This is a genomic window from Klebsiella sp. 2019SCSN059 (genome assembly GCF_021739525.1).
Lineage (GTDB): Bacteria > Pseudomonadota > Gammaproteobacteria > Enterobacterales > Enterobacteriaceae > Klebsiella > Klebsiella quasipneumoniae.
Window position 1 is genome coordinate 169,137 of the sequence record NZ_JAKKOM010000003.1, and the last position, 22,182, is coordinate 191,318.

Annotated in this window: 25 protein-coding genes; 3 read left to right on the forward strand and 22 right to left on the reverse strand. The window is 59.9% G+C overall.

Going from position 1 to position 22,182, the window contains the following annotated elements:
• Window positions 1-50 precede the first annotated feature (50 nt).
• Window positions 51-1,382 carry an amino-acid N-acetyltransferase gene (gene argA / locus L2I46_RS05370; RefSeq protein WP_004149616.1) on the reverse strand — a complete coding sequence of 444 codons (1,332 nt, stop codon included), beginning with the start codon at window positions 1,380-1,382 and terminating at the stop codon, window positions 51-53.
• Between the two features lie 226 nt (window positions 1,383-1,608).
• Here argA and amiC point away from each other — a divergent pair, with 226 nt between their 5' ends.
• Window positions 1,609-2,862: an N-acetylmuramoyl-L-alanine amidase AmiC gene (gene amiC / locus L2I46_RS05375; protein ID WP_023290890.1), complete on the forward strand. Its 1,254-nt coding sequence runs from the start codon at window positions 1,609-1,611 to the stop codon at window positions 2,860-2,862.
• Between the two features lie 17 nt (window positions 2,863-2,879).
• Window positions 2,880-3,956 (forward strand): threonine-phosphate decarboxylase CobD, encoded by a 1,077-nt coding sequence (gene cobD / locus L2I46_RS05380; protein ID WP_236947592.1) that lies wholly within the window; start codon window positions 2,880-2,882, stop codon window positions 3,954-3,956.
• A gap of 3 nt (window positions 3,957-3,959) precedes the next feature.
• Here cobD and L2I46_RS05385 read toward each other — a convergent pair whose 3' ends face one another.
• From L2I46_RS05385 to pduA, 21 genes are all read right to left on the reverse strand, one after another.
• Window positions 3,960-4,826, reverse strand: a complete 867-nt coding sequence (locus L2I46_RS05385; RefSeq protein WP_032453970.1) for a GHMP family kinase ATP-binding protein — start codon at window positions 4,824-4,826, stop codon at window positions 3,960-3,962.
• A 91-nt stretch (window positions 4,827-4,917) separates the two neighbouring features.
• The gene (locus tag L2I46_RS05390) at window positions 4,918-6,132 is read right to left on the reverse strand and encodes an acetate/propionate family kinase (RefSeq protein ID WP_086075058.1); all 1,215 of its coding nucleotides are present in this window, start codon (window positions 6,130-6,132) and stop codon (window positions 4,918-4,920) included.
• Window positions 6,117-6,569: a propanediol utilization protein PduV gene (gene pduV, locus L2I46_RS05395; RefSeq protein WP_032453967.1), complete on the reverse strand. Its 453-nt coding sequence runs from the start codon at window positions 6,567-6,569 to the stop codon at window positions 6,117-6,119. The genes L2I46_RS05390 and pduV overlap by 16 nt, the downstream gene beginning before the upstream one ends.
• Window positions 6,570-6,573: 4 nt before the next feature.
• Window positions 6,574-6,924, reverse strand: coding sequence for a propanediol utilization microcompartment protein PduU (pduU, locus tag L2I46_RS05400; protein WP_032453966.1), 351 nt, complete (start codon window positions 6,922-6,924; stop codon window positions 6,574-6,576).
• Window positions 6,924-7,478, reverse strand: a complete 555-nt coding sequence (pduT, locus tag L2I46_RS05405) for a propanediol utilization microcompartment protein PduT (protein ID WP_014839414.1) — start codon at window positions 7,476-7,478, stop codon at window positions 6,924-6,926. Before pduT ends, pduU begins: the two co-directional genes overlap by 1 nt.
• Before the next feature lie 2 nt (window positions 7,479-7,480).
• Window positions 7,481-8,836, reverse strand: coding sequence for a cobalamin reductase PduS (gene pduS / locus L2I46_RS05410; RefSeq protein ID WP_236947593.1), 1,356 nt, complete (start codon window positions 8,834-8,836; stop codon window positions 7,481-7,483).
• The gene (pduQ, locus tag L2I46_RS05415; RefSeq protein ID WP_236947594.1) at window positions 8,833-9,945 is read right to left on the reverse strand and encodes a 1-propanol dehydrogenase PduQ; all 1,113 of its coding nucleotides are present in this window, start codon (window positions 9,943-9,945) and stop codon (window positions 8,833-8,835) included. The genes pduS and pduQ overlap by 4 nt, the downstream gene beginning before the upstream one ends.
• An 11-nt stretch (window positions 9,946-9,956) precedes the next feature.
• Window positions 9,957-11,348 (reverse strand): CoA-acylating propionaldehyde dehydrogenase PduP, encoded by a 1,392-nt coding sequence (gene pduP / locus L2I46_RS05420; RefSeq protein ID WP_236947595.1) that lies wholly within the window; start codon window positions 11,346-11,348, stop codon window positions 9,957-9,959.
• A complete protein-coding gene (gene pduO, locus L2I46_RS05425) occupies window positions 11,345-12,355 on the reverse strand; it encodes a two-domain cob(I)yrinic acid a,c-diamide adenosyltransferase PduO (protein ID WP_236947596.1) in 1,011 nt (336 codons plus the stop codon). The genes pduP and pduO overlap by 4 nt, the downstream gene beginning before the upstream one ends.
• Before the next feature lie 9 nt (window positions 12,356-12,364).
• Complete coding sequence (pduN, locus tag L2I46_RS05430) at window positions 12,365-12,640, reverse strand: propanediol utilization microcompartment protein PduN (protein ID WP_000549823.1); 276 nt, start codon at window positions 12,638-12,640, stop codon at window positions 12,365-12,367.
• 3 nt (window positions 12,641-12,643) lie between these two features.
• The gene (pduM, locus tag L2I46_RS05435; RefSeq protein WP_236947597.1) at window positions 12,644-13,135 is read right to left on the reverse strand and encodes a microcompartment protein PduM; all 492 of its coding nucleotides are present in this window, start codon (window positions 13,133-13,135) and stop codon (window positions 12,644-12,646) included.
• The gene (locus tag L2I46_RS05440; RefSeq protein ID WP_085551543.1) at window positions 13,132-13,764 is read right to left on the reverse strand and encodes a phosphate propanoyltransferase; all 633 of its coding nucleotides are present in this window, start codon (window positions 13,762-13,764) and stop codon (window positions 13,132-13,134) included. The genes pduM and L2I46_RS05440 overlap by 4 nt, the downstream gene beginning before the upstream one ends.
• The gene (locus L2I46_RS05445) at window positions 13,764-14,246 is read right to left on the reverse strand and encodes a BMC domain-containing protein (protein WP_086075064.1); all 483 of its coding nucleotides are present in this window, start codon (window positions 14,244-14,246) and stop codon (window positions 13,764-13,766) included. The genes L2I46_RS05440 and L2I46_RS05445 overlap by 1 nt, the downstream gene beginning before the upstream one ends.
• Window positions 14,247-14,249: 3 nt before the next feature.
• Complete coding sequence (pduJ, locus tag L2I46_RS05450) at window positions 14,250-14,525, reverse strand: propanediol utilization microcompartment protein PduJ (protein ID WP_001057755.1); 276 nt, start codon at window positions 14,523-14,525, stop codon at window positions 14,250-14,252.
• Between the two features lie 19 nt (window positions 14,526-14,544).
• On the reverse strand, window positions 14,545-14,895 hold the full coding sequence (gene pduH, locus L2I46_RS05455; protein ID WP_236947598.1) for a glycerol dehydratase reactivase beta/small subunit family protein: 351 nt from the start codon (window positions 14,893-14,895) through the stop codon (window positions 14,545-14,547).
• Entirely contained in the window at window positions 14,885-16,717 is a 1,833-nt protein-coding gene (gene pduG, locus L2I46_RS05460; protein ID WP_236947599.1) for a propanediol dehydratase reactivase alpha subunit PduG, read from the reverse strand. The genes pduH and pduG overlap by 11 nt, the downstream gene beginning before the upstream one ends.
• A 9-nt stretch (window positions 16,718-16,726) precedes the next feature.
• Window positions 16,727-17,248, reverse strand: a complete 522-nt coding sequence (gene pduE, locus L2I46_RS05465; protein ID WP_085551547.1) for a propanediol dehydratase small subunit PduE — start codon at window positions 17,246-17,248, stop codon at window positions 16,727-16,729.
• Between the two features lie 14 nt (window positions 17,249-17,262).
• Window positions 17,263-17,937 carry a propanediol dehydratase medium subunit PduD gene (gene pduD, locus L2I46_RS05470; RefSeq protein WP_048335194.1) on the reverse strand — a complete coding sequence of 225 codons (675 nt, stop codon included), beginning with the start codon at window positions 17,935-17,937 and terminating at the stop codon, window positions 17,263-17,265.
• Window positions 17,938-17,947: 10 nt separating this feature from the next.
• Window positions 17,948-19,612: a propanediol dehydratase large subunit PduC gene (pduC, locus tag L2I46_RS05475; RefSeq protein WP_004105132.1), complete on the reverse strand. Its 1,665-nt coding sequence runs from the start codon at window positions 19,610-19,612 to the stop codon at window positions 17,948-17,950.
• Between the two features lie 18 nt (window positions 19,613-19,630).
• Window positions 19,631-20,443, reverse strand: coding sequence for a propanediol utilization microcompartment protein PduB (gene pduB, locus L2I46_RS05480; RefSeq protein WP_004105122.1), 813 nt, complete (start codon window positions 20,441-20,443; stop codon window positions 19,631-19,633).
• Window positions 20,440-20,724 carry a propanediol utilization microcompartment protein PduA gene (pduA, locus tag L2I46_RS05485; RefSeq protein ID WP_001183618.1) on the reverse strand — a complete coding sequence of 95 codons (285 nt, stop codon included), beginning with the start codon at window positions 20,722-20,724 and terminating at the stop codon, window positions 20,440-20,442. Before pduA ends, pduB begins: the two co-directional genes overlap by 4 nt.
• A gap of 525 nt (window positions 20,725-21,249) precedes the next feature.
• Between pduA and pduF the strand changes: the two genes are divergently transcribed.
• Entirely contained in the window at window positions 21,250-22,050 is an 801-nt protein-coding gene (gene pduF / locus L2I46_RS05490) for a propanediol diffusion facilitator PduF (RefSeq protein ID WP_236947600.1), read from the forward strand.
• The last annotated feature ends 132 nt before the right edge of the window (window positions 22,051-22,182 follow it).

The window sequence follows — 22,182 nt, forward strand, 5'->3', positions numbered from 1 at the left end:
AGCGATAAACGCCGGTTTATCCCGGGCCGTTAGCAACAGCGAAGAAGGGCTTAAGCGAGGTCGGCCATCAGCACCTTCGACCGGCGCTGATAGTTATACATCTGCTTTTTACTCTCCGGCAGCAGGTCGATATCCACCGGCGTGAAGCCGCGCTCCTGGAACCAGTGGATGCTGCGGGTGGTTAACACAAACAGCTTGCTCAGCCCCATCTGTCTGGCCTGGGCGGCAATACGCTCCAGCAGCACCTCTCCCCGCGACGAGCTCCGGTAATCCGGATGCACCGCCACGCAGGCCATTTCGCCGATCTTCTCTTCCGGGAAAGGATAGAGGGCGGCGCAGGCGATAGTGGTGTTATCGCGCTGAATAATAGTGAATTTGTCGATCTCCATCTCCAGCTGCTCGCGGGAGCGGCGCACCAGGATGCCCTGCTGTTCCAGCGGGCTTATCAGCTCGAGAATACCGCCGATATCGTTGATGGTCGCCCGACGGATTTGCTCTGCGCTCTCCATGACGATCTGGGTGCCGATGCCGTCGCGTGAGAATAGCTCCTGCAGCAGCGCGCCATTCTCCTGATAGCTGATCAGGTGGCAGCGCCGCACGCCGCTGCGGCAGGCCTTCACGGCCCCGCGCAGGAAGCGCACGGTACCGGAGTTATAATCTTCGTCCGCTTCCAGCTCTTCGACGCGGGCCTGCGCTTCATTGGGGAACAGTTCGGAGACAATTTCCCCGGCCTGGTTGTAAACCCCTTGCGAAGAACAGAAGCCGATCATTTTCTCTGCTTTCAGCTTGATAGCCAACTGGGTGGCGATCTCTTCCGAAGTCAGGTTAAAGCTTTCGCCGGTGACCGACACCGCGACCGGCCCCATCAGCACAATGGCGCCGCTGTCGAGCTGGCGATGAATCGCCTCTTCGTCAATGCGGCGAATGCGGCCGCTGTGGCAATAATCAACGCCGTCATCAACGCCCAGCGGCTGGGCAATGATAAAGTTGCCGCTGACGACGTTGATATGGGCTCCCTGCAGCGGGGTGTTGTTGAGGCTCATCGACAGGCGGGCGGTGATCTCCAGCTGCAGCATCCCCGCCGCCTGCTTAACCAGCTCCAGCGTTTTGGCGTCAGTCACTCGCGTCTGCTTGTGATAGACCGGCTCGTGATGGTGTTCGGCGAGGTTAGCGTCAATCTGCGGGCGGGCGCCATAGACCACCACCAGGCGAATGCCCAGGCTATGCAATAACCCTATGTCATTGACAATATTTGAGAAATTTTCATGCTCAATGGCTTCGCCGCCCAGCATGATGACAAACGTTTTTCCCCGATGGGCATTAATATAGGGAACAGAATGGCGGAATCCTTCTACCAGTTCAGTGCGACGTTCCTTCACCATGACAAACCCTCAATGCATGATTATTCGTAATTATTGTATTTTTATTCTGTTTTGCCGTTAAACGCAAGCCCCAATTTGAGGCTAAGCCCTGAAAAACATGTGACCCGGCGCAGGGTGTCAATGAATGTTTACCCTTTTATAGATGACAGGTTATATGCCTTTCGTTAAAGTTTCTGGTCAATCTGTTTGTTTTGGGTATAAATGCGTTTTATTGCTTGGGAGTGGCATGTCGGGAAACAACTCTGGATTAAGCCGTCGCCGTCTGCTGCAGGGCGCGGGCGCCATGTGGTTAATGAGCGTGAGCCCCGTTGGGCTGGCCGCCGCCGCGCGGGTGGTTGCCGTTCGCGTCTGGCCTGCATCGACCTACACGCGCGTCACGGTGGAATCGAATCATGTGCTGAAATACCGGCAGTTTGCCCTCAGTAATCCGGAACGGGTGGTGGTGGATCTGGAAGGGGTTAATCTGAACTCGGTGCTGAAAGGCATGGGAGGGCAGATCCGCGATGACGATCCCTTTATTAAGTCCGCCCGCGTGGGCCAGTTTGATCCGCAAACCGTGCGCATGGTCTTCGAGCTCAAGCAGAACGTTAAGCCGCAGCTGTTTGCCCTTGCGCCGGTGGCCGGCTTTAAAGAGCGTCTGGTGATGGATCTTTACCCCGCCAACGCCACCGATGTGCAGGATCCGCTGCTGGCGCTGCTCGAGGATTACAACAAAGGCGATCTGCAGCGTCAGGTACCGCCGGCGCAAAGCGGGCCGCAGCCGGGCAAAGCCGGGCGCGATCGGCCGATTGTCATTATGCTCGATCCCGGTCACGGCGGCGAAGATTCGGGCGCTGTGGGCAAGTATCGCACCCGCGAGAAAGACGTGGTGCTGCAGATTGCCCGTCGCCTGCGGGCGCTGATCGACAAAGAAGGCAATATGAAGGCCTATATGACCCGCAACGAAGACGTGTTTATCCCGTTGAAGGTGCGTGTCGCCAAGGCGCAGAAGCAGCGCGCCGACCTGTTCGTATCGATTCACGCCGACGCCTTTACCAGCCGCCAGCCCAGCGGCTCCTCGGTGTTTGCGCTCTCCACCAAGGGAGCCACCAGTACCGCGGCAAAATATCTCGCCCAGACGCAGAACGCCTCGGATCTGATCGGTGGGGTCAGCAAGAGCGGCGATCGCTATGTCGACCACACCATGTTCGATATGGTGCAGTCCCTCACCATCGCCGACAGCCTCAAATTTGGTAAGGCGGTGCTGGAGAAAATGGGTAACATCAATAATCTGCACAAAAATCGGGTAGAGCAGGCGGGCTTTGCGGTGCTCAAGGCGCCCGATATCCCCTCCATTCTGGTGGAGACGGCGTTTATCAGTAACGTGGAAGAGGAGCGGAAGCTGAAAACGGCCAAATTCCAGCAGGAGGTGGCCGAGTCGATCCTTGCCGGGATTAAAGCGTACTTCGCCGACGGCGCGACGCTGGCCCGGCGTGGATAACCACACAGGAAAAGGATATGGCCTTACTGAAAAGCGCCCATGGCGGCAATATCCGCGAGGCCGCCGCCCTGCTGGGCATTGCCCCCAACGAGCTGCTGGATTTTAGCGCCAACATCAATCCGCTGGGAATGCCTGCCTCGCTCAGGCAGGCGATCGTCGATAACCTCGGCTGCGCCGAGCGCTATCCTGACGTCGAATATCAACAGCTGCACCAGGCGCTGGCGGCCCACCATCAGCTGCCGGCGGGGCATATCCTCGCCGGCAATGGCGAAACCGAATCGATCTTCACCCTCGCCCACGGCCTTAAGCCGAGGCGGGCAATGATCGTCATTCCTGGCTTCGCGGAGTACCGGCGGGCGCTGCAAACCGTGGATTGCGCGGTCGTGGAGTATGCCCTTCGGGAGTGCGATGGCTGGCAGCTGACCGACGCCATCCTCGATGCCCTCACCCCGGCGCTGGACTGCCTGTTTCTCTGCACGCCGAACAACCCCACCGGCCTGCTGCCAGAGCGGGGCCTGCTGGAAGCCATTGCCCGGCGTTGCCAGGCGCTGAACATCAGCCTGATCCTCGATGAGGCCTTCCTTGACTTTATCCCCGACCAGCCGGGGTTTATTCCCCTGCTGGCGCAGTATCCGCACGTCTGGGTTTTGCGCTCGCTCACTAAGTTTTATGCCATTCCGGGACTGCGTCTTGGCTACCTGCTCAATGCTGACGCGCAGGCGGTAGCCCGACTGCGCGAGCGACAAATGCCGTGGTCCATCAATGCGTATGCCGCGCTGGCCGGCGAGATCATCCTCCAGGACCGGGCGTATCAGCGGGCCACCTGGCAGTGGCTGCAGGAGGAGGGGGCGCGTTTCTACGCGCTGCTGCAGGAGATAGCCGGGCTGACCGTGTGGCCCGGGCGCGCCAACTACCTGTTCTTGCGCTGCGACAGACCAGAGCTTGACCTGCAATATGCCCTGTTGCGCCAGCATGTGCTGATCCGCAGCTGCGCGAATTACCCGGGGCTTGATAGCCGCTATTTCCGGGTGGCGATCCGCAGCGCCGGCGAAAACGACCAGCTGCTGGCGGCGCTGCGCCGGGCGCTGGCCTGAGCCCTATTGCAGGGTGACGCCCCCCGGGACCATCGCCAGCAAGTGCTGCAGCGGCCAGTGGGCGGCGATGTCGCTGTCTGCCAGCCGCCATTTTAAAAAGTCGACGTCATGACGACGGCGGTCCAGCAGCAGGCCGACGACGCTGCCGCTGTGCGCCACGTTAAGGCCATAGAGCCCTGCGCTTTCCACCAGGTCCAGCAGCGCGTCAAACCCCGGCTTGGGCAACAGCCGCTGGCTGGCGATGGCGCTGATGGTCGCCGCTTCGCCCAGCAGCTGCGGGCTACCGCGCTGGCAGGCCTGCTGCACTTTCTCCCACGCCAGCTGCAGCCGGGAGGCGTTAGCCAGCAGACCCGGCTCGCGCGGCAGCTGGTGGTAGTCAGTGGTGCGCAGCGTCAGCGGGCTCTCCAGCACTAACAGGTCGAGCGCCGGCGGCGCAGGGCAGGCGATTTGCGTGGCGGCGGTATTATGGTCGAACAACGTCAGCTGGCGGAACAGGGTGCTGTCGGTGGGCTCCAGCGCGACGCACAGGCGCGCCAGCGTCGGCTCATCCAGCGCGTGGCCCAGATGATGGGCGGTAGCCGCCGCGGTGGCGGCGATATCGGCGGTGCTGCTGGCCATCCCTTTGGCGACCGGGATCGTCGAGTGCAGGGTGATGCGGATCTGCTGACTCAGCGCCGCCGGGTAGCCCCAGTGGGCCAGCAGCTGGTCGACCATCGCCCGCGACAGTGGCCGCTCATCGTTTCGCGGCGTGCCGGTCTCGACCTCGACGGTGCTGTACCAGTCCACCGGGCAGGAGACCAGCTTCTCGCTGCCGAGGATCCAGCCCTGGATAAGTTCTCCGCACGAGGCGGGACATTGTGCAACGGCCACGTTTTCACCTTTCCGCTTACCTTCGCCAGGGCGCATAGTGGCACGGCGATTCGCCGGTTACCATGATTCTCCGCAAGGGGAGAGGCGCCGTTTATACCGACACCGCCAGCTCGCGCGCCTGCGGCAGCGCCAGGCGCATCACATCGCGGGCAATCATCAGCTCTTCATTGGTATTGATGACCGCTACTTTGACCATCGCATTTTCGGCCTGAATAAAGGTAGCGTTGTGCTGGTTTTTCTCTTCATCGACCGACAGCCCGAGGAAATTCAGGTTATGGCAGATGGCGCTCCTGGCGCGGGCGGAGTTTTCGCCGATGCCGCCGGTAAAGATCAGCGCGTCCAGGCCGCCCATCTGCATAATATAGCTGCCGATGGTGGCGCGAATGCGCTCGGCAAACAGCGAGAGCGCCAGGGCTGCCTGACGATTACCGCTGTCCGCCGCCTGCTCGACATCGCGATAATCGTGCGAGATGCCGGAAACCCCCAGCAGGCCGGACTCGTTATTCAGCAGCTGATTAAGCTGCTCTGGCGTTTTTCCCTCATGCAGCGCCAGCCACGGTAGAATCGACGGATCGATATCGCCGCTGCGGGTGCCCATCATCACGCCGGACTGCGGCGTAAAGCCCATTGAGGTGTTAACCGAGCGCCCGCCTTTGATTGCGCAAACGCTGCTGCCGTTGCCGAGATGGCAGCACACCACGCGCAGAGCGCTCAACGGTACGCCCAGCTTTTCCGCCAGCGTCGCGCTAACGTACTTGTGGCTGGTGCCGTGGAAGCCGTAACGGCGAATGCCCAACTCGCTGTAGTAGCGCCAGGGCAGCGGATAGATAAACGCGCGCTCGTCCAGCGTCTGGTGAAAAGCGGTATCAAACACCGCCACTGACGGCGCGTCGGGCAGCAGCTGGCGGAAAACGTTAATGCCCAGCGCGTTGACCGGATTATGCAGCGGGGCCAGCTCCGCCAGGCGCTCGATTTCCGCTAAGGTCTCATCGGTCACCGGCGTCGAATCTTTAAAGCGCTCCCCGCCGTGCGCCACGCGGTGGCCGACGCCATCGATATCCTGCAAACTCTGGATAATTCGATGGTCGAGGAGCTTTTCCAGCAGCAGGGTGACGGCTTCACGGTGATCGGCTACGGGCGCCGTTTCCTGCCATTTTTGCGCCGGCGTTTTGAGGGTCACCTGGGCGTTTGCCATGCCGATACGCTCGATCAATCCCTGGCAGAGCATATCGCCCTGAGGCATCTCCAGCAGCTGGAATTTTAACGATGAACTGCCGGCATTAATGGCCATTATTTTGTAAGACATAAAGGTTCCTTCGAATTCAGAAAATCCAGCACGGCAGCAAGACCCAGATTATTCAGCGCGCTGGTGATAAAAATCTGCTGGGCGCCAGCCTGCCTGAGCCACTCGCCGATCAGCGATATCCGCTGCGCATCGGCCAGGTCGGCTTTAGTGACCAGACCAATCGTCGGGCGGTTCATCGGGGCGGTAAAACCCGGAGAAAACGGCGACCACTGGGCGTCGGCGTTCAGCACCAGAGCGATAACGTCGGCCTCGCAGGCGCTGGTCAACAGAGCGCTATAAAGGCAGCGGTTCTCCAGATATTCGCCCGGCGTGTCGATGGCCATCGGCGACCATTCAATCGCCTGGGTTTTCTTGTAATGGAGCGCTTCGCCGCGCAGGCCCTGGGTCAGCGAGGTTTTGCCGCACTGGCTGGGGCCGATCAACATCAGACGTTTCATCGCGCTACGTCCGGGTTATTGAGCAGGTAGTAAACTGCATCATCTCGCCCAGGGTGCGCGTCACCTGCCTGAGGGCGTACTCGACGGCGGAAACGTCGCCGGTCAGCACCACGGCGCCGGTAAAGCGGTCAAGAAAACCGATCTCCACCGCGCCGGATTTGGTGGCGATATCGCAGGCGATAATCGACGCTTCGCTGGGCGTAATGGTGAGGATGCCGATGGCGGACACCGCATCCTGCAGGCCGAGTTTCTTAAAGAGATCTTTCCCGGGATTGGCAATCAGGTGCGCGAGGGTTACCTGTTTCCCGGGAACGTATTCCTGAATCATACGATCCGTTGTTGGCTGTCTTTCCATTATCCCTCCACCATTTGTCGCCACATGGCTTCATGCGGTCGCGGGATCACCGAACGATAAACCAGCAGCCCTTTTTCACCCGCGCTTTCGCTGGCTACCGTAACCGCGTTGTTGACGTCGGAAACGTCGCCCGCCACCACCATGTAGCATTTACCGCCGATGCCGAAGGCCATATGCACCCGTACCAGGGTGACGTTGGAGGCTTTCACCGCCCGGTCCGCGGCGCTGATGCAGGCCGCAACGCTCCAGGTTTCAACGATGCCGACCGCCTGGCGTTTGTCTACGCTGTTCAGGCCGCTGATGGCCGGGAGTACGCTGGGATGGATATTCGCCAGCACCAGGCTGTCGACGAGCATTTCGCCGGCCTGCGAGGCACCGGTTTCAATGGCCTGCTGGATAGCGCCAATATCCCCGCCGAGCATCAGTAAAAACTTACCCGGGCAGATAGTTTTGCTGACCAGCAGATTGACGTTGGCGCTTTTCAGCATCGCATCGCCGAGTTCCATTCCTTTGGCAATGCTGGTGAGTTCTAAAATTCCTATAGCCTGAGACATGGTTAACCTCTTACCACCGTGATGGCTTGTTCGCTGATGGCCGCAACCACGCCGTCGATGCTGGCGTGAATCGGCGCGCCTAATGCGCCTGCCGGGATATCGGCAACGCATTGCCCGCGCGTAACGCGTTCTCCCACCGCAACGTTAGCTACCGCGCTGGCGCCGATATGCTGGCGCAATTGCAAAGTCACTGTTTCTACTGCCGGTTCGTCTTCCACCAGCGGCGCCTCCTGATACCAGGGGCTCAGCCCCAGTTTGGCGATCAGTCGCTTCACCGGCACGAGGCGATATTTCGCCATTTCGTCGGCCGGATAGAGCGGTCCTTCATAGCGCTGGTTTTGCGCGCGCAGCTCGCGTTTCAGCATGCGGTTGATGCGCATCGGCGAGATCCCTACCGGGCAGGCCACGCTTTCGCAGACGTTGCATTCCGAACAGGTGAGGGCGCTCAGCAGCAGCTGGGGCGTGGCGGCCTGATGAAAGTTCACCGCCCGCACCAGCAGGTGCGGGGAGAGTTCGTGGCCGATCAGATGCCGTGGGCAGAGATCGGTACACAGGCGGCACTGTTCGCAGACGGTACGGGCCACGGAAAGCACCGTGCGCTCGTCCTGCATCCGCCGCTGGATAAGCGGATGGCTTTTGGGCAGCACCAGCAGGCCGCCGGTAGTTTTGGTCACCGGGTTATCGAGAGAGGTAATCAGGCCGCCCATCATCGGGCCACCGTTAATAAAACCGGGGTCGTCGACCGTCGCGCCGCCCGCCAGCGCCAGCACTTCGCGCAGCGACATGCCGATGGGGACGGTGACGGTCAGCGGCCGGGCGACCGCGCCGTTAACGGTCAGCGTGCGGCGGGTCACCGGAAACTGCTGCTCAACCGCACGGGCAATATTGAGCACCGTTTGTACGTTATTCACCACGACCCCGACGCTGGCCGGCAGCGCGGCGGGCGCGACCCGGCGACCGGTAGCCAACCAGATAGTCAGCACCTCATCGCCTGCGGGATAGACATCCGGCAGAATATGCAGGCGAATACCGGCAGGCAGCAGCGGGGTGAGCGCGTCGATAGCCCGGCGGTACTTCTCTTTCAGGGCAATCACCCCTTCGCGCGCGCCGGTTGCCGTCATCGCGTACTGCACGCCGCGTACCAGACGTGCAGCCTGCTGCCACATCAGCTGCTGATCGACCTTGAGCATCGGTTCGCACTCGGCGGCGTTAACCAGAAAGATCTCCACCTGCGCCTGCAGCTTCACGTGGGCGGGAAAACCCGCGCCGCCCGCGCCGACGACGCCCGCTGCGCGAACGCGCTCGCGGATTTCATCGGCGCTCCAGGGCATTTCAACAGCGTTGACGGCGGTACTCATCGCAGTTCCTCCAGCAGTTCCTGAATTTCCCCGGCGCTGGCCGGGCGAGGATTCGTGCGCAAGGTCACGTCAGCCAGTGCGGCCTGCACCATGGCCGGAATGCGCGCTGAGTACGCGGCACGTCCCTCTTTCAGCGCGACCGCCAGTGACGGCAGCGCACAGCGCTGCTTGAGCCGTTCGATTTGCTGGATCAGCGCATTGATCGCCGTACTATCGCTGGCCTCTGCCGGACAAAAGCCGCAGGCTTTGGCCAGCCGGGCGTAGCGTTTGCCGGCGCGCGGATGGCCGGCGTTAAAGCGGATAACCGCGGTTAACAGCAGCGCGTTGGCCAGCCCGTGCGGGAGATGAAACTGCCCGCCAAGCTGGTGGGCGATAGCGTGGTTAAGCCCCAGCCCCGCCTGGCTGAACGCCATCCCGGCAAGCGTTGAGGCATTGTGCATTTTCCCGCGCGTCGCCACGCAGTCGCCTTTTTCCACCGCCGTGGGCAGATACTGGAACACCAGCCTGGCGGCTTTTTCCGCCAGCGCGTCGGTAAAGTCGCTGGCGTGCGGAGAGACCCACGCCTCCAGCGCGTGGGTCAGCACGTCCATGCCGGTGTTGGCCGTAATCTGCGGCGGCACGCTGACCACCAGCTCCGGGTCAAGGATCGCCATATCGGGATAGAGCGCATTGTTGAACAGCGGGTACTTGATGCCTTTATCCGGATCGCTAATTACGCAGGCGCTGGTCACTTCTGAACCGGTACCGCTGGTGGTCGGTATGGCCACGCAGGTTTCGATGCTGATGCCGCTCTGCTGACTGAACCAGACGATAGCTTTCGCCGCATCCATTGCCGATCCGCCGCCGAAGCCGATGACCACTTGCGGCTGCAGGGCCTGCATTTGCGCAATGCCCTGTACCACGGTGTGGATAGTGGGGTCCGGGGTTATCTCGCTAAAGACGCTAATGCGGTTATCTGCGGGCAACGCCTGACGCAGGGTTTCCAGCAGCGGCGAGCGCGCAAGAAAGCCATCGCAGATAATCCAGATGTGCTTGTGGGTAAAGCGCTTGAGCACCGCCAGGCTACCCTGACCGCTGTACAACCGCGTTTGTAGTGAGAAAGTCTTCATCGCGACCTCGGTTAGCGAATGGAAAAGCCGTTGGTCAGCACGCAGCGACGGGAGCGGGCAAACGTGCGCGCCGAGGTTGTCCCTTCACCGGTCGGCGTGGCGATAGTAAAGGTGGTAAAGCCTTCGCCGCCGACGCCGATCCCGGCATAAGAGGGGCCGTTCTTGACGAATATCGAGGTTTGCAGGGTGCGGGCCGCGAGGTTCAGGCGCGACACGTTTTGCGAGTGCATAATGGCGGTATGATGCAGTCCCTCTTCAACCTTCAGCGCCAGGGCCAGCGCGCTATCGAAATCGCTAACTTTCACTATCGGCAGCATCGGCATCAGCTGCTCGCTGGTAACCCACGGATCGTCGGCGTTAACCAGCGCTATCAGTAGACGCGGCGCTTTCGCCGGAACGGCGATGCCGGCCGCTTCGAGCATGGCTGATGGGCTTTTGCCGACCAGTTTTTTATTCGCCTGGCCTTCAGGCAGGCAGGCGGCGCGGAGTTTGTCAGTGTCGGCAGGGCTCAGCAGCAGCGCGCCGAAGGTTTGCATTTGCTGCACCAGACGTTCGGCGACGCTCTCCACCACAATCAGGCTCTTCTCGGCAATGCAGGGCAGGTTGTAATCGAACGAGGCGCCGTTGATGATATCTTCCGCCGCTTTAACCAGATCCGCCGTTTCATCAACGATGCAGGGCGGGTTACCCGCGCCGGCGCCGATCACTTTCTTACCACTCTTCATGCCCATCGCCACAATGCCGGGGCCGCCGGTGATAGCGAGGACCGCAATGCGCGGATGGGCCATCATCTGTTGGGTGGCTTCAAACGTCGGTTCCGCCACGGTGACCACCAGATTGCGGATGCCGCAGCAGCGGAAGGCAATCTCTTCAATCATGCTAATCAGCTTCAGAGAGACCTTTTTTGCTCCCGGATGCGGGCTGAAGTAGACGCTATTGCCCGCCGCCAGCATGCTGATGCTGTTATTAATGATGGTCTCCGTCGGGTTGGTGCTCGGCGCGACCGACCCGATAACGCCAAACGGCGAGTACTCAAACAGCACCATGCCGCCGTCGCCGGTGAGCGCGGTGGTGGTGAGATCTTCCACGCCCGGCGTGTTGTCCAGCGCAGCTTTGTTTTTTAAAAATTTATCTTCTTTGTTGCCCATCCCCGTTTCATTGGCGCTCTCTTCCGCCAGCGCGGCCAGCTGCGGCGTCAGCTCCTGACGCATTGCGCTGATGATGGCGCTGCGGGTTTTCAGCGGGCACTGCTGATAACGTAAGAACGCCTGGTGCGCGGCGTCGATAGCCTCGCTGACGGACTGAAAAATCCCTTTGCTCTGCGCCGGGTTTGGCGTTTGCCCCGGGGTTAACTGTTCGCTAAGAATGGTGCGAATAAGAGTTTCGAGTTCAGAAGTATTCATTGATGAGTTCCCACGTTAATGGCCGCGATGGCGGTCTGTGCTATATCCATGTCCTGTTCAACGCTGCCGCCGCTGATGCCAAGACCCCCGATTAATAAGCCGTCGCGCCACAGGGCGTAACCGCCGCCAAAGGTCACCACTTTTCCCTGTAAATGCGTTTCGAGGCCATAAAGCGCGGCGCCCGGCTGAACGGCGTCGCTCAGCTCATGGGTCGCCGTTTTCATCGCCACCGCGGTCCAGGCCTTTTTCGGCGCCAGCTCGCTGCTGACCAGCAGGGCGTCCGGCATCCGCCAGGTCACGGTTTCGGTGCCGTGTGCGTCAACGATGCTGATCACCACCGGAACCTGAAGCTGCTGCGCGCGCTCAACGGCGGCGCGGGTGAGCTGGTGCAGATCATGGAATGAGAGGGCCACGGGCGTCGTCTCCTTGCTGCGTCTCGGCTGGCTGGCGGCCAGATAGCGCCGGCTCACTTCACGGATGATGTTGTTCTGGTGCGCATCGCTATCTTCCGCGCGCGCCAGGGCGTACAGGCAGTCTGACAAGCGATTGATGTAGCGCATCAGCACCTGGCGCACGTTGACTTCCGCCGCCAGCTCAACCAGTCGCCGTTCGGCCCGGCGGGCCAGCGTGCGGGCAAAATGCAGGCGGCTCGCGGCTTCGCAGCGGCCGGGTAAAATAAAACTGTGCAGCGGCTCGACGCGGGCCATGGCCCGATCGATGGCGGCTTCGAGAGCGGAAATCTCTTCGCTGCTGATGTAGCGCTGTTTCGGCGACGGCTGTTCGCTGTCGCTGGCCAGTTCTGCGCTAAACCAAAAAAGCTGCTGCTGGATGGCCTCAAGTAAGGCGCGGTGATTTTCATCCGCGGCGGCGCAGGCGCACAGGCTCAGCGCGGCGTTCAGCTCATCCAGCGTGCCGTAGGCTTCAACCCGCGGGTGGGTTTTACTCACCCGCTGGCCGGTAAAGAGTGAGGTGGTGCCAGCGTCGCCCGTTCGGGTATAAATCGCCATAGTCGCTCCTTAACGTGAAAGCGTATCGACAATGCCGACAACGGCGAGGTCGATGGCCTCGTTTGGCCCGGAAAAAACGTGCCTGGCGCTGGAGCCGCCGCTGAGCAGAACCAGCTCGCCGATCCCCGCGCCGACGGAATCCACGGCGACTTCATCGCCGGAGGTCGGCGAGGCAGGAAGCTCGCCATCGGCGCTGACCCGCCGCACCAGCAGCAGCTTTTTGCCGATCAGGGAAGGCGATTTTTGCGTGGAGACAACCGCGCCCGTGACTCGTGCCAGATGCATGATTTACTCCTGCTTAATTAATTGAATATGCCGCGCCTGTGCCGCTTCGCGCGCCAGCACGGTCACGATGCATTTGCGGTGGATAACCAGGCGCCCCTGGCCCAGCTGCGCGACGTCGCGATAGCTCAGCACCGATCCTGCGTGCAGGATCAGCGGCAGCCCACGCTCGTCGGTGAAGATCGCCGGCAGGCGCGCCAGTTTTTTGACCGGGATAACCGGCAGCAGCTGGCTGTGCAGGGTGAGCTGCACGCGGATGCCGAAAGCCAGCGCGTCGTGAATTTTCCGGGCCGCAGGATCGTCGGTCTCAGCCTCCGTCAGCTGGCCCAGCAGCGGCAGGTCGACAAGCAGGATGCGCAGCGAGGCGTGCTGGCAGAACAGCCTGGGGCAGTCGGCATCGCGCAGCTGCGCAACGCTCAGCGTCGCCGTGCTATGGGCGCGACGCTGCAGCCTGGAGACGATTTCCTCCACGATGCGCTGCAGAACTTCGCCGTTCATCGCGGGCCTACCAGCCGGGCAAAGGCCTGCGGATTATCGGCGCCGGCGGCGTTGGCTTCATCGGTATCAATGTGCATTTCGAGACGCATATCCGGTGAAACGCGAATCGCCACGTTGTTGAAAATCAGCCCGCGCTCGTCGCCTTCAATGGCCACGGAGACCCTATCGCCGTGGGAAACCCGCAGGATCAGCGCATCGAGCGGCGACATATGAATATGTCGCTGCGCGACGATAACCCCTGACGAGAGCGTCAGTTCGCCATAGGGGCTGACCAGACGGATGCCCGGCGTCCCTTTCAGATCGCCGGACATTCTCAGCGGCGCCGCAACCCCCAGGGTTCGGGCATCGGTACGCGATATTTCCACCTGGCTTACCGAACGCAGTGGGCCGAGCAGGCGCACATTTTTAAGCTGCCCCTTCGGCCCTATCAGGGTGACGGTTTGCTCCGCGGCGTACTGTCCCGGCTGCAGCAGCGCTTTTTTCTCGCTGATGGGATGGCCAGGAAACAGGCGTTCATAATCCGACGCTGACAGGTGGATATGACGATTTGAAACCCCCAGCGGGATGGGCCGCAAACGCATCTCGTCGAGGACTTTACTGACCGTTGATTCGAGAAGCTGTTTATCCATTACGCTTCACCTCGCTTGCCGGGATGAATGCAAAGGGTGCGCGGCTCGCCCTTCTGGCGCGGACATTTTGGATCCAGGCACAGGTTGCAGCTGACCACGCCTTGTTGCTGGAGGGGCTCTTCTGCTGGCGCTTCAGAAACGACATTAGCCGTCTCTGACTCTTCAGGCTCAGGTTCCATGACGGAGGGTGGGGGAGCTTCTGCGGGCAGGATCCCTTCTCCGGGTCTGGCGATGACTTTATGAGCCACCAAACCGTTTCGCTGTTCGGCAAACTGTGCACCGGTGGTGATGGCCGCCTGTACTGAGGCCACATCACCGGTAATTTTAATGACCGTCCAGCCTGAACCATTGGTCTTTTCGAGGGCGACCAGCGTGATAGAAGCGGATTTCGCCATGATATCGGCGCAGCTAATAGCCAGTGCCAGACCACAAACTTCAAGTAATCCCAGTGATTGCTTCACGCGGTGCTCCTTATTCGCCATCAATCAGGCTGATTTCGGTAAAATGGCCTCAACGTCGCTGTGCGGACGCGGGATCACGTGGCAGGATTTCACTTCGCCTACTACGCTTGCCGCCGCGCTGCCCGCATCCACCGCCGCTTTGACCGCGCCGACGTCGCCGCGAACCATTACGGTCACCAGACCCGAGCCAATTTTTTCGTAGCCGACCAGCTGCACGTTGGCCGATTTCACCATTGCATCGGCAGCCTCAATGGCGCCTACTAACCCTTTTGTTTCAACCAGTCCCAGTGCGTTATTCATACTGCTGTTCTCCTGTTGCTTAGCTATTCAGATCCCGGAAAGGGATCCCTTTGACCAGCCGTGCCGCGTTATTACCGGTGTTACGTTGGGCCTGACTGTCCTGATGATGCATCAGCGTAAAAAGCGGCGCCGATGCGGGTAAATTCTTGTAGTGCACGACCAGCGTATGGCGGTCGCAGGCGATGCCCACCAGCAGCGGCGAGCTGCGCGCCGCCTGCCAGGCGCTGTCCACGACATCCCCGGCCGGGTGATGCTGGAGCAGGAAAGGAATGCCTTCCTCTTCGATACCCAGCAGCACGTCGCGCCACAGGACGTCGCAGCCGTCGATGGCGGCGATCACAATAGCCGGGGCGCTGTGATTACTGTCCATGCGCGAACTCCTTATGCCAGGAGAGAATCAGGCCGGTGGCCACCGCGTTTCTGGGGCCCTCGCTGCCGCGAATATTTCCCCGCCCGGCAACCAGGCGGTAGTGCGCCAGCGCATCGGTGACCAGCTGCGGGACTTCGAAATCCAGCGACGAACCGCCGACCAGCACCACGAACGGAATATCGCGAATATTGCCGGTGGGGCTGACCTGACGCAGTGCGCGCAGGGCGTTGGTGACAAAGACCCGCTCTTTGGCGCTGCGGCGAATGGCGCGCACTTTTTCCAGCGCTAAATCGCCGGGTAGCGGCACCAGTTCGTCCGCTTTCACCACGCAGACGCGGGCGAATACGGCGGGCGGCAGCGGCGTGGAGAAGAACTGCACGCTGCCGTCCTCGTGGCGTAAATGGAACAGACTTTCCACCTTGGCCAGCGGGTACTTCTTGATCTCTTCCGCCAGATAGCGGTCTTCCAGTCCCAGCTCGCGGGCAATAATCATCGTCACCATATCGCCAGCTCCGGCGAGGTGAGTGGCGATGATTTCGCCTTTGGGGTTGATGATGGAGGCATCGGTGGAGCCCGCGCCGAGGTCGAGGATCGCCAGCGGTCGGGTGGTGCCCGGCGTGGTCAGCGCGCCCAGAATGGCGGCTTCGGCCTCGGCGCCGCCGATCTGCACGTCGATATTGAGCTTCTGCTCGATTTCGCGGGCAATCATCGCCATCTGCAAACGATCCGATTTCACCATTGAGGCGATGCCCACGGCCTGCTCCAGCGAGAACTCCCCGGCAAGACCGCCGGTGACGCTCACCGGCACCGAGGTATCGACGGCCAGCAGGTCCTGAATGAATATTTCGCTGCTGGGCTTGTTGGTCAGCTCGGCCATGGTCTGGCGCACGTGTTCCAGCATGCCGCCGATATTGGTCCCCGACTCGCCGGTGACGTTATCGAGCTTGCCGCAGCCGTCGACCGCTTTCATGATGGCTTCGGCGCCAGCGGCAACGTCTACGCGTACGCTCCGGCCCTGGGCCAGCAGCTCAAGGTTACCGGCGGGTATCGCGCGCGCTTTGACGTCACCGGATGGCGTTTTGACCACCACGGCGGAACGGTTGCCAATCAGCGCGCGAGCCATCGGGACGATGTTTTTCGTCTCCTCGGCGTTGAGGTGGAATACGGTGGCGATGCCGTAGGGGTTAGAGAGCGTTTCGATGACCTTCCCCGGGACGGCGACCTCAATTGCCGCCAGCATTCCCAGCGGAATGCGGTCGATGTACAGCACTTCGTCAACAATCGGCAGCGGTTTTTCCAGCCGGTTGCTGACCAGCACGCCATCGTCACGTTGCAAAATGACGCCGGTAATCTGATACCCGGCGCGCAGGGAAGCGTTAATCACGCTGGCGATATCGGCAAAATCGAACGCCGACGACACCACCAGGATATAGGGCGCGTCCGCCGGGCGGGTTAACAGCTCCTGCGGCGTAATGGTGATGCCCACGCCAAGCCCCGCGCCGCCGGGCGTTTTCGGGTTATGGCCGATCATGGTTGATTCGGTGATGATGGTCTCGGTAATGGTTTCCATCGCCACATCGCCAATCACCGGCGTGGCTTCGTTAATGCGGATGAGCGAGATATCGCTGACATTGATCCCCGCGCGCTTTGCGACGAGGGCGAGCGCCTCCTGAATGCCGAACACGTTACGCAACGTGCCTTTAATCCCGGTAGTTTCCGCCAGCGCGCTGTGGGTGATTGTCAGCGTGCCAGCCTCATTCAGAGTCGCCAGGGCGACTTCCGTCGATGAGTTGCCGATATCAATGCCAGCTATATATCGCATACGAAATCCTTAATCGTCGCCTTTGAGTTTTTTACGCTCGACGTACAGCGTGGCCGCTTCGCGAACGAAAGCGGCGCAAATCTTCGCCTGATAGCGGCTTTCGAGATCGTCGGCGATCGCCAGCAGCTCCTCTTTCGTCGAGCGATAGGGGCGGAGGGCGTTGTAGATTTCAAGAATGCGATCGTCCGGTACCGCGGTCAGCTCGGCGGCGCGTTCGAAGTTCATCGCCAGCCGGTCGCGGCCCGCGTCCCTGGCGATAGAAGCCTGTAAGCGCAGCGTTTCCGGGGTAATACGCATATCCTGGGCGGTAACTTTGTTGCTCAGCACGTTTTCCAGCGTAAAGTCGTCCAGCGTTTTATTGGTGGCGGTTTTCACCCATTCCGGGTGTTTGTTCGCCAGCGGGTAGTCGCTGACCTTTGCGCTACGGGACGCGCCGACTGCCGCCGGAGCCGCCGTCGGCGCCTCGCCCTGCAGGCTGTTCATGCGGCTTAATACGTCGCGCACCATCGATTCAATTGCGTCGGTATTCATGGAGTTATCCTTTATCAAAGCGCCACGCGCAGTTCCTGCGGGTTTTTGCCCGTCACCACGTACTTGGTCTCTTTAATGTGCAAAATGGCCGATTTCGCCTGGTATTTTGGCCGCGCCATCTGGTCGTTCAGCGTCGGGACCGGCTGCGGCGATTCGCGTTTCGCATAGCGGGCGGCGTTTTTACCAATCTGGCGATAGGTTTCCAGGGTCAGCAGCGGCGCCTGGGGGAACAGCTCCAGGTTAGAGAGCGGCGGCAGCCCCTGCTGGTGAATCACCGTGGTGCCTTTTGACTGGATGCCGATAGAGATGCCGGAGCCGCTCAGGCGATTGCCTTCAACGGCGACGAAGGCCACGTCGGAGGATTTAAAGCAGCGAATCACGCGCGCCTTAATGCCTTCTTCTTCAATACCGGCAATGACTTCGCGCAAAATGCTCTTATGCGGTATGCCGACGATATTGACGGTCTGCGCCAGGCCGAAAGCCGGGCCGACGGCGATAATCACTTCGTCCTGCTGGGTACCCTGACGCGCTTCGCCCACTTCCGTCAGGAAGCCGTCGCCGGCGGGGGGCGTGGCCTGGGGCGCCGCAGAGGACGCTGGCGCAGTAAACGAGACGGGTTTATCGCTGCCCTTCATCTCGCTGAGCACGTCTTCAATTATCTGGCGCAGCAATTTTTCATTAATTTCCATTTCTCACCCCTTAATCAATCTCGTTGGGATCAAGAGCGCCAGGGATGTTTTTAATCTCTTCCCAGCGTTCGCCCTGCAGGCGATAGCCCGTTGCCGGACCGGCATAGTCGTTAACATCGTTGACGGCGGACAGCACCTGCCCATCGCCGACGATAATTGCGGAGGTATGCAGATAGTCTCCGGTCAGCTTGGCTTTCTGGATGTTGAGCATGTCCTGGGCCACGTCGGTGAACCCGCCCTGCGCCAGCGCTTTCACTACTTCCAGGCCGTTGCGGTTTTTATTGATGATTTCCTGGGCGAACTTGATGTCTTCGACGATGTTGCGCTCCGGCATATCTTTCGAACCGTGGGCGTAGGTCGCGGCTTCAACTTCTTCATCGGTAATCGGCGGCAGCCCCATTCCGGCAAAAACGGCCTGCAGCGCGCGGGCAGCCTTATTACGGATGGCAATAACATCTTCTTCGCGAACCGGACGCAGACCGCCGTCCACCTTCAGGTCGCGCTGGATGACGTTGTAGTCGTCAAAGTCTTCGGCATCTTCGTTGGAACCGGCGAACATGTTGTCGTAGTTCGGCACCGCGGAATAACCGGAAGAGATAAAGTCGGTCCCCGGCAGAAACTGCATCAGCAGGCGCGCGGTACGACGCATATCGGAGTGGGTGAAGGTCTGGTCGTTACTGGAGGCGCACTCCAGATCCAGCGACGAACAGATCAGGTTTTCCGCCAGCACCGCGCGAATGCCGGAAGGCACCGCAGACGGCACGCCGATGCAGCTAACGGAACCGTTTTGCAGCCCCTGTACGCCCGCGGCTTTGGTGATGTAGATGCAGCGCGCTTCCAGGTAAAGCATGGATTTGCCTTCGGCGTAGCCCATCTGCACTTCGGAGCCGGAGCCGGAGGTGAAGCGCATTTTCAGACCGCGAGAGGCGTAGGAGGAGGCTAAGAAACCCTTCGACCACGGCGTGTCGTCGCCGTCGGTAAAGACCGGTTCGGTACCGTAGACGGAGATGGTTTCGGCGTAGCAGGTGTGGCCCAGCATGCCGAGCTTCAGCTCGGTGGCTTCTTCCAGCGAGCACTGAGTCAGTACGCCCGGACGGCCTACCTGCGAGCCGACCAGCAGCGCGATGGCGTTGAACGGCGCGTAGCGCGCTACCGCAACGGTGGTTTCCTGTTCGTCAAATCCGCGCCATGCGCCTTCGGCAGCGTCGGCGGCAATCTGTACCGGGTTATCTTTGACGTTGGTGACGTGCGCCTGCTGGGATGGGGTGCGGCGGGCGCGCATTTTCTGCATCGCCATCATCATCTCAACGACGTTCATATGCGAAACCACTTCGACAATTTTTGCCGGCGTCATCGCGGTGGTCAGCGGGACGATTTCGCTGCGTTTAACGTTCGGATCGCACAGCATGTTGGCCAGCTTAACCGAATCCATCGCCATCACTTCTTCGGCGCGATTCAGGTTGATACCGTAGCGGGCGATAAAGTGGTCGATCAGGTCAAAATCGCTCACCGGTTTCCCGTCCAGCTCGGTCACCGCGCCGTTAACGATTTTTATCGACGGTTTCGGATCGTTCGGGCTTTCCATCGCGATAAAGCCTTCTTCGATCCACTCCTTAACGAAGCCGTCCTGATTCACAGGGCGTTTCGCCAGTGCTTCAAATCTTTTCGATCTCATGAATCAGCCTCGTGGGTATCAGATGTAGGACGGGCGATCGTTTTTCGGTTCAGAACCGAGGGTCGCAAGGACGGTTTTACCGATTTCGCGCGCGGAGGTGACTGCCTGGCGGACCGCGCCGGAGTCGCCGGAAATCACCAGGATGGCTTCGTTACTGAAGCTGGTGCCGTGCGCCGGAGAGCTATACGCCACGACTTCCACGTTGGCTGACTTCAGGGCGGTATCGGCCATCAGCACGCCAACGGAGGCCGGTGCGCCGACGATAATGCCGCAGGCGCGGCCAATCGGCGCGCCGAAGGCTTTTTCCAGGGCGTAGCTGGCGCGGGCGGTGTACTGCAGCTCGATATGTCCGGCTTCATTGCCGTAAACATCGCCGAAGGTGCGGTCGAGCTCTTTCAGCGCCACTTCAATCCCGCGCTTAACGTCGGAAACGTCGTTGCCGCCTAAAATAATCAGCGAACCGTGGCCTGCACCGCCTTTGGTATCGCGCGGCAGCTCAATGCTGACCACTTCGGTGTTGGTGGCTTTCACCGCTTCGTCCGCCGCCATAATGTGCGGGCCTGCGCCGGTGCGGGCGCCGAGAATGCCGATGGAGCGATAGCGCTTTTCAAGCTTCATCGCGTCCAGCAGGGCGGTATCGACGTTGGCGATAACCAGACCCAGGGTGTCGCCAATAGCGGTCCCGACAAATTCCGTTAAACTGCAGCTTTTTTCTGCCATAGCCGTCTCTCGTATTGGATGGTTTTCAGTAGGGATGGCCTGCTGTTCCGGCGTTGCCACGCGGGCAATCACCTGAGCCATGATCTGTTCAACCAGCTCATTGCTGCTCATTGGCTAATTCCCTTCGGTAAGATTTTTTCTACATCGGTGTGAGGGCGTGGGATGACGTGTACGGCTTTCACTTCACCCACGTTACGTGCGGCGGCGGCGCCCGCATCGGTGGCCGCTTTTACCGCGCCAACATCGCCGCGCACGATGACGGTTACCAGCCCGGAGCCAATCTTTTCATAGCCCACTAACATCACATTGGCTGACTTAACCATTGCATCAGCGGCCTCTATGGCTGCGGTTAAGCCTTTGGTTTCTACCATTCCTAGTGCTTCTTGTTGCATAAAGACCTCGCATGGAGTGTTCCGATAGTGGGGACTATAAGAAGATGCGAGGAAAAAGAATGGCTGACTTCAATGTGATGGTGAAAAAATAGTGGGTTTTGGATAAGATAAAATTGTCGTTTATTTATTTAAATGTTTGATATTATTTGTTGTTTTTATTTTCGCTGATGTGATTATCTTGTTTTGTATATTCCATATTTACAAATTTGTTCATGACGATTTTAATTTTATCTGCTATGCGCGAGAAACTGATTTGTGATGTTTGTTGGAAAACGATGAGCTGGTTTTAGCAATATTTTTGCATGCCATGGCGTTGGCATAATGGCGAAAGCCGCGCGTGAGCAATGCCATTCTGCGTTATTTAATGACAATAATTTGTTATTGATACCCGAATTTTCCGGAGGCTGCCGTCAGCAGGTTGCCAACAATTTGCGGACGGGAGTTCATATAGTGGTGCGCGTTGTACTCTACTGCCAGCAGGATGTTGGCTGGTCAGGACACGAACTCTGCTAAGAAGGTGTCACCATGAATGATTCGTTAAAAGCGCAATGTACCGCCGAGTTTCTGGGCACCGGGCTGTTTTTGTTTTTCGGCATCGGCTGCCTGAGCGCGTTAAAGGTGGCGGGCGCCAGCCTCGGACTGTGGGAGATATGCATTATCTGGGGTCTGGGGATCTCGCTTGCCGTCTATCTGACGTCGGGAATATCCGGCGGGCATCTCAACCCGGCGGTGACCGTCGCGTTATGGCTGTTTGCCTGCTTTCCCGGACGAAAAGTTTTCCCCTATATCGTTTCACAGGTTGCCGGCGCCTTTGGCGGCGCGGTGCTGGCCTATGTGCTGTACAGCACGATGTTTACCGAGTTTGAATCCGCCCACCATATCGCGCGCGGCAGCGTAGAGAGCCTGCAGCTGGCGAGTATTTTCAGCACCTACCCGGCGGCATCGCTGAGCATCTGGCATGCGGCGCTGGTTGAAGTGGTGATCACCTCCATGCTGATGGGGATGATTATGGCGCTGACCGACGACGGCAACGGCGTACCGAAAGGGCCGCTGGCCCCGCTGCTGATCGGCCTGCTGGTGGCGGTCATTGGCGCTTCAACCGGGCCGCTGACCGGCTTTGCGATGAATCCGGCGCGTGATTTTGGGCCGAAGCTGTTTACGTGGATGGCGGGTTGGGGCGATATCGCGATGACCGGCGGAAGGGATATTCCGTACTTTATTGTGCCGATTATTGCGCCACTGATCGGCGCCTGTCTCGGCGCGGCCATCTATCGTTATCTGATTGGTAATAATCTACCGTGTAATTCCTGTAAATTAGAGGATTAAGGTCACGGCTGAAATAGCCAAAAATTTTCATGAACCGGTATCACGAACTCACCAAAAACGTCTCCCACGGATGGGAGACTTTTGCTATCGTATTATTCTTTTATCGTTGGCGGCAATGGATGATGAAAGGAA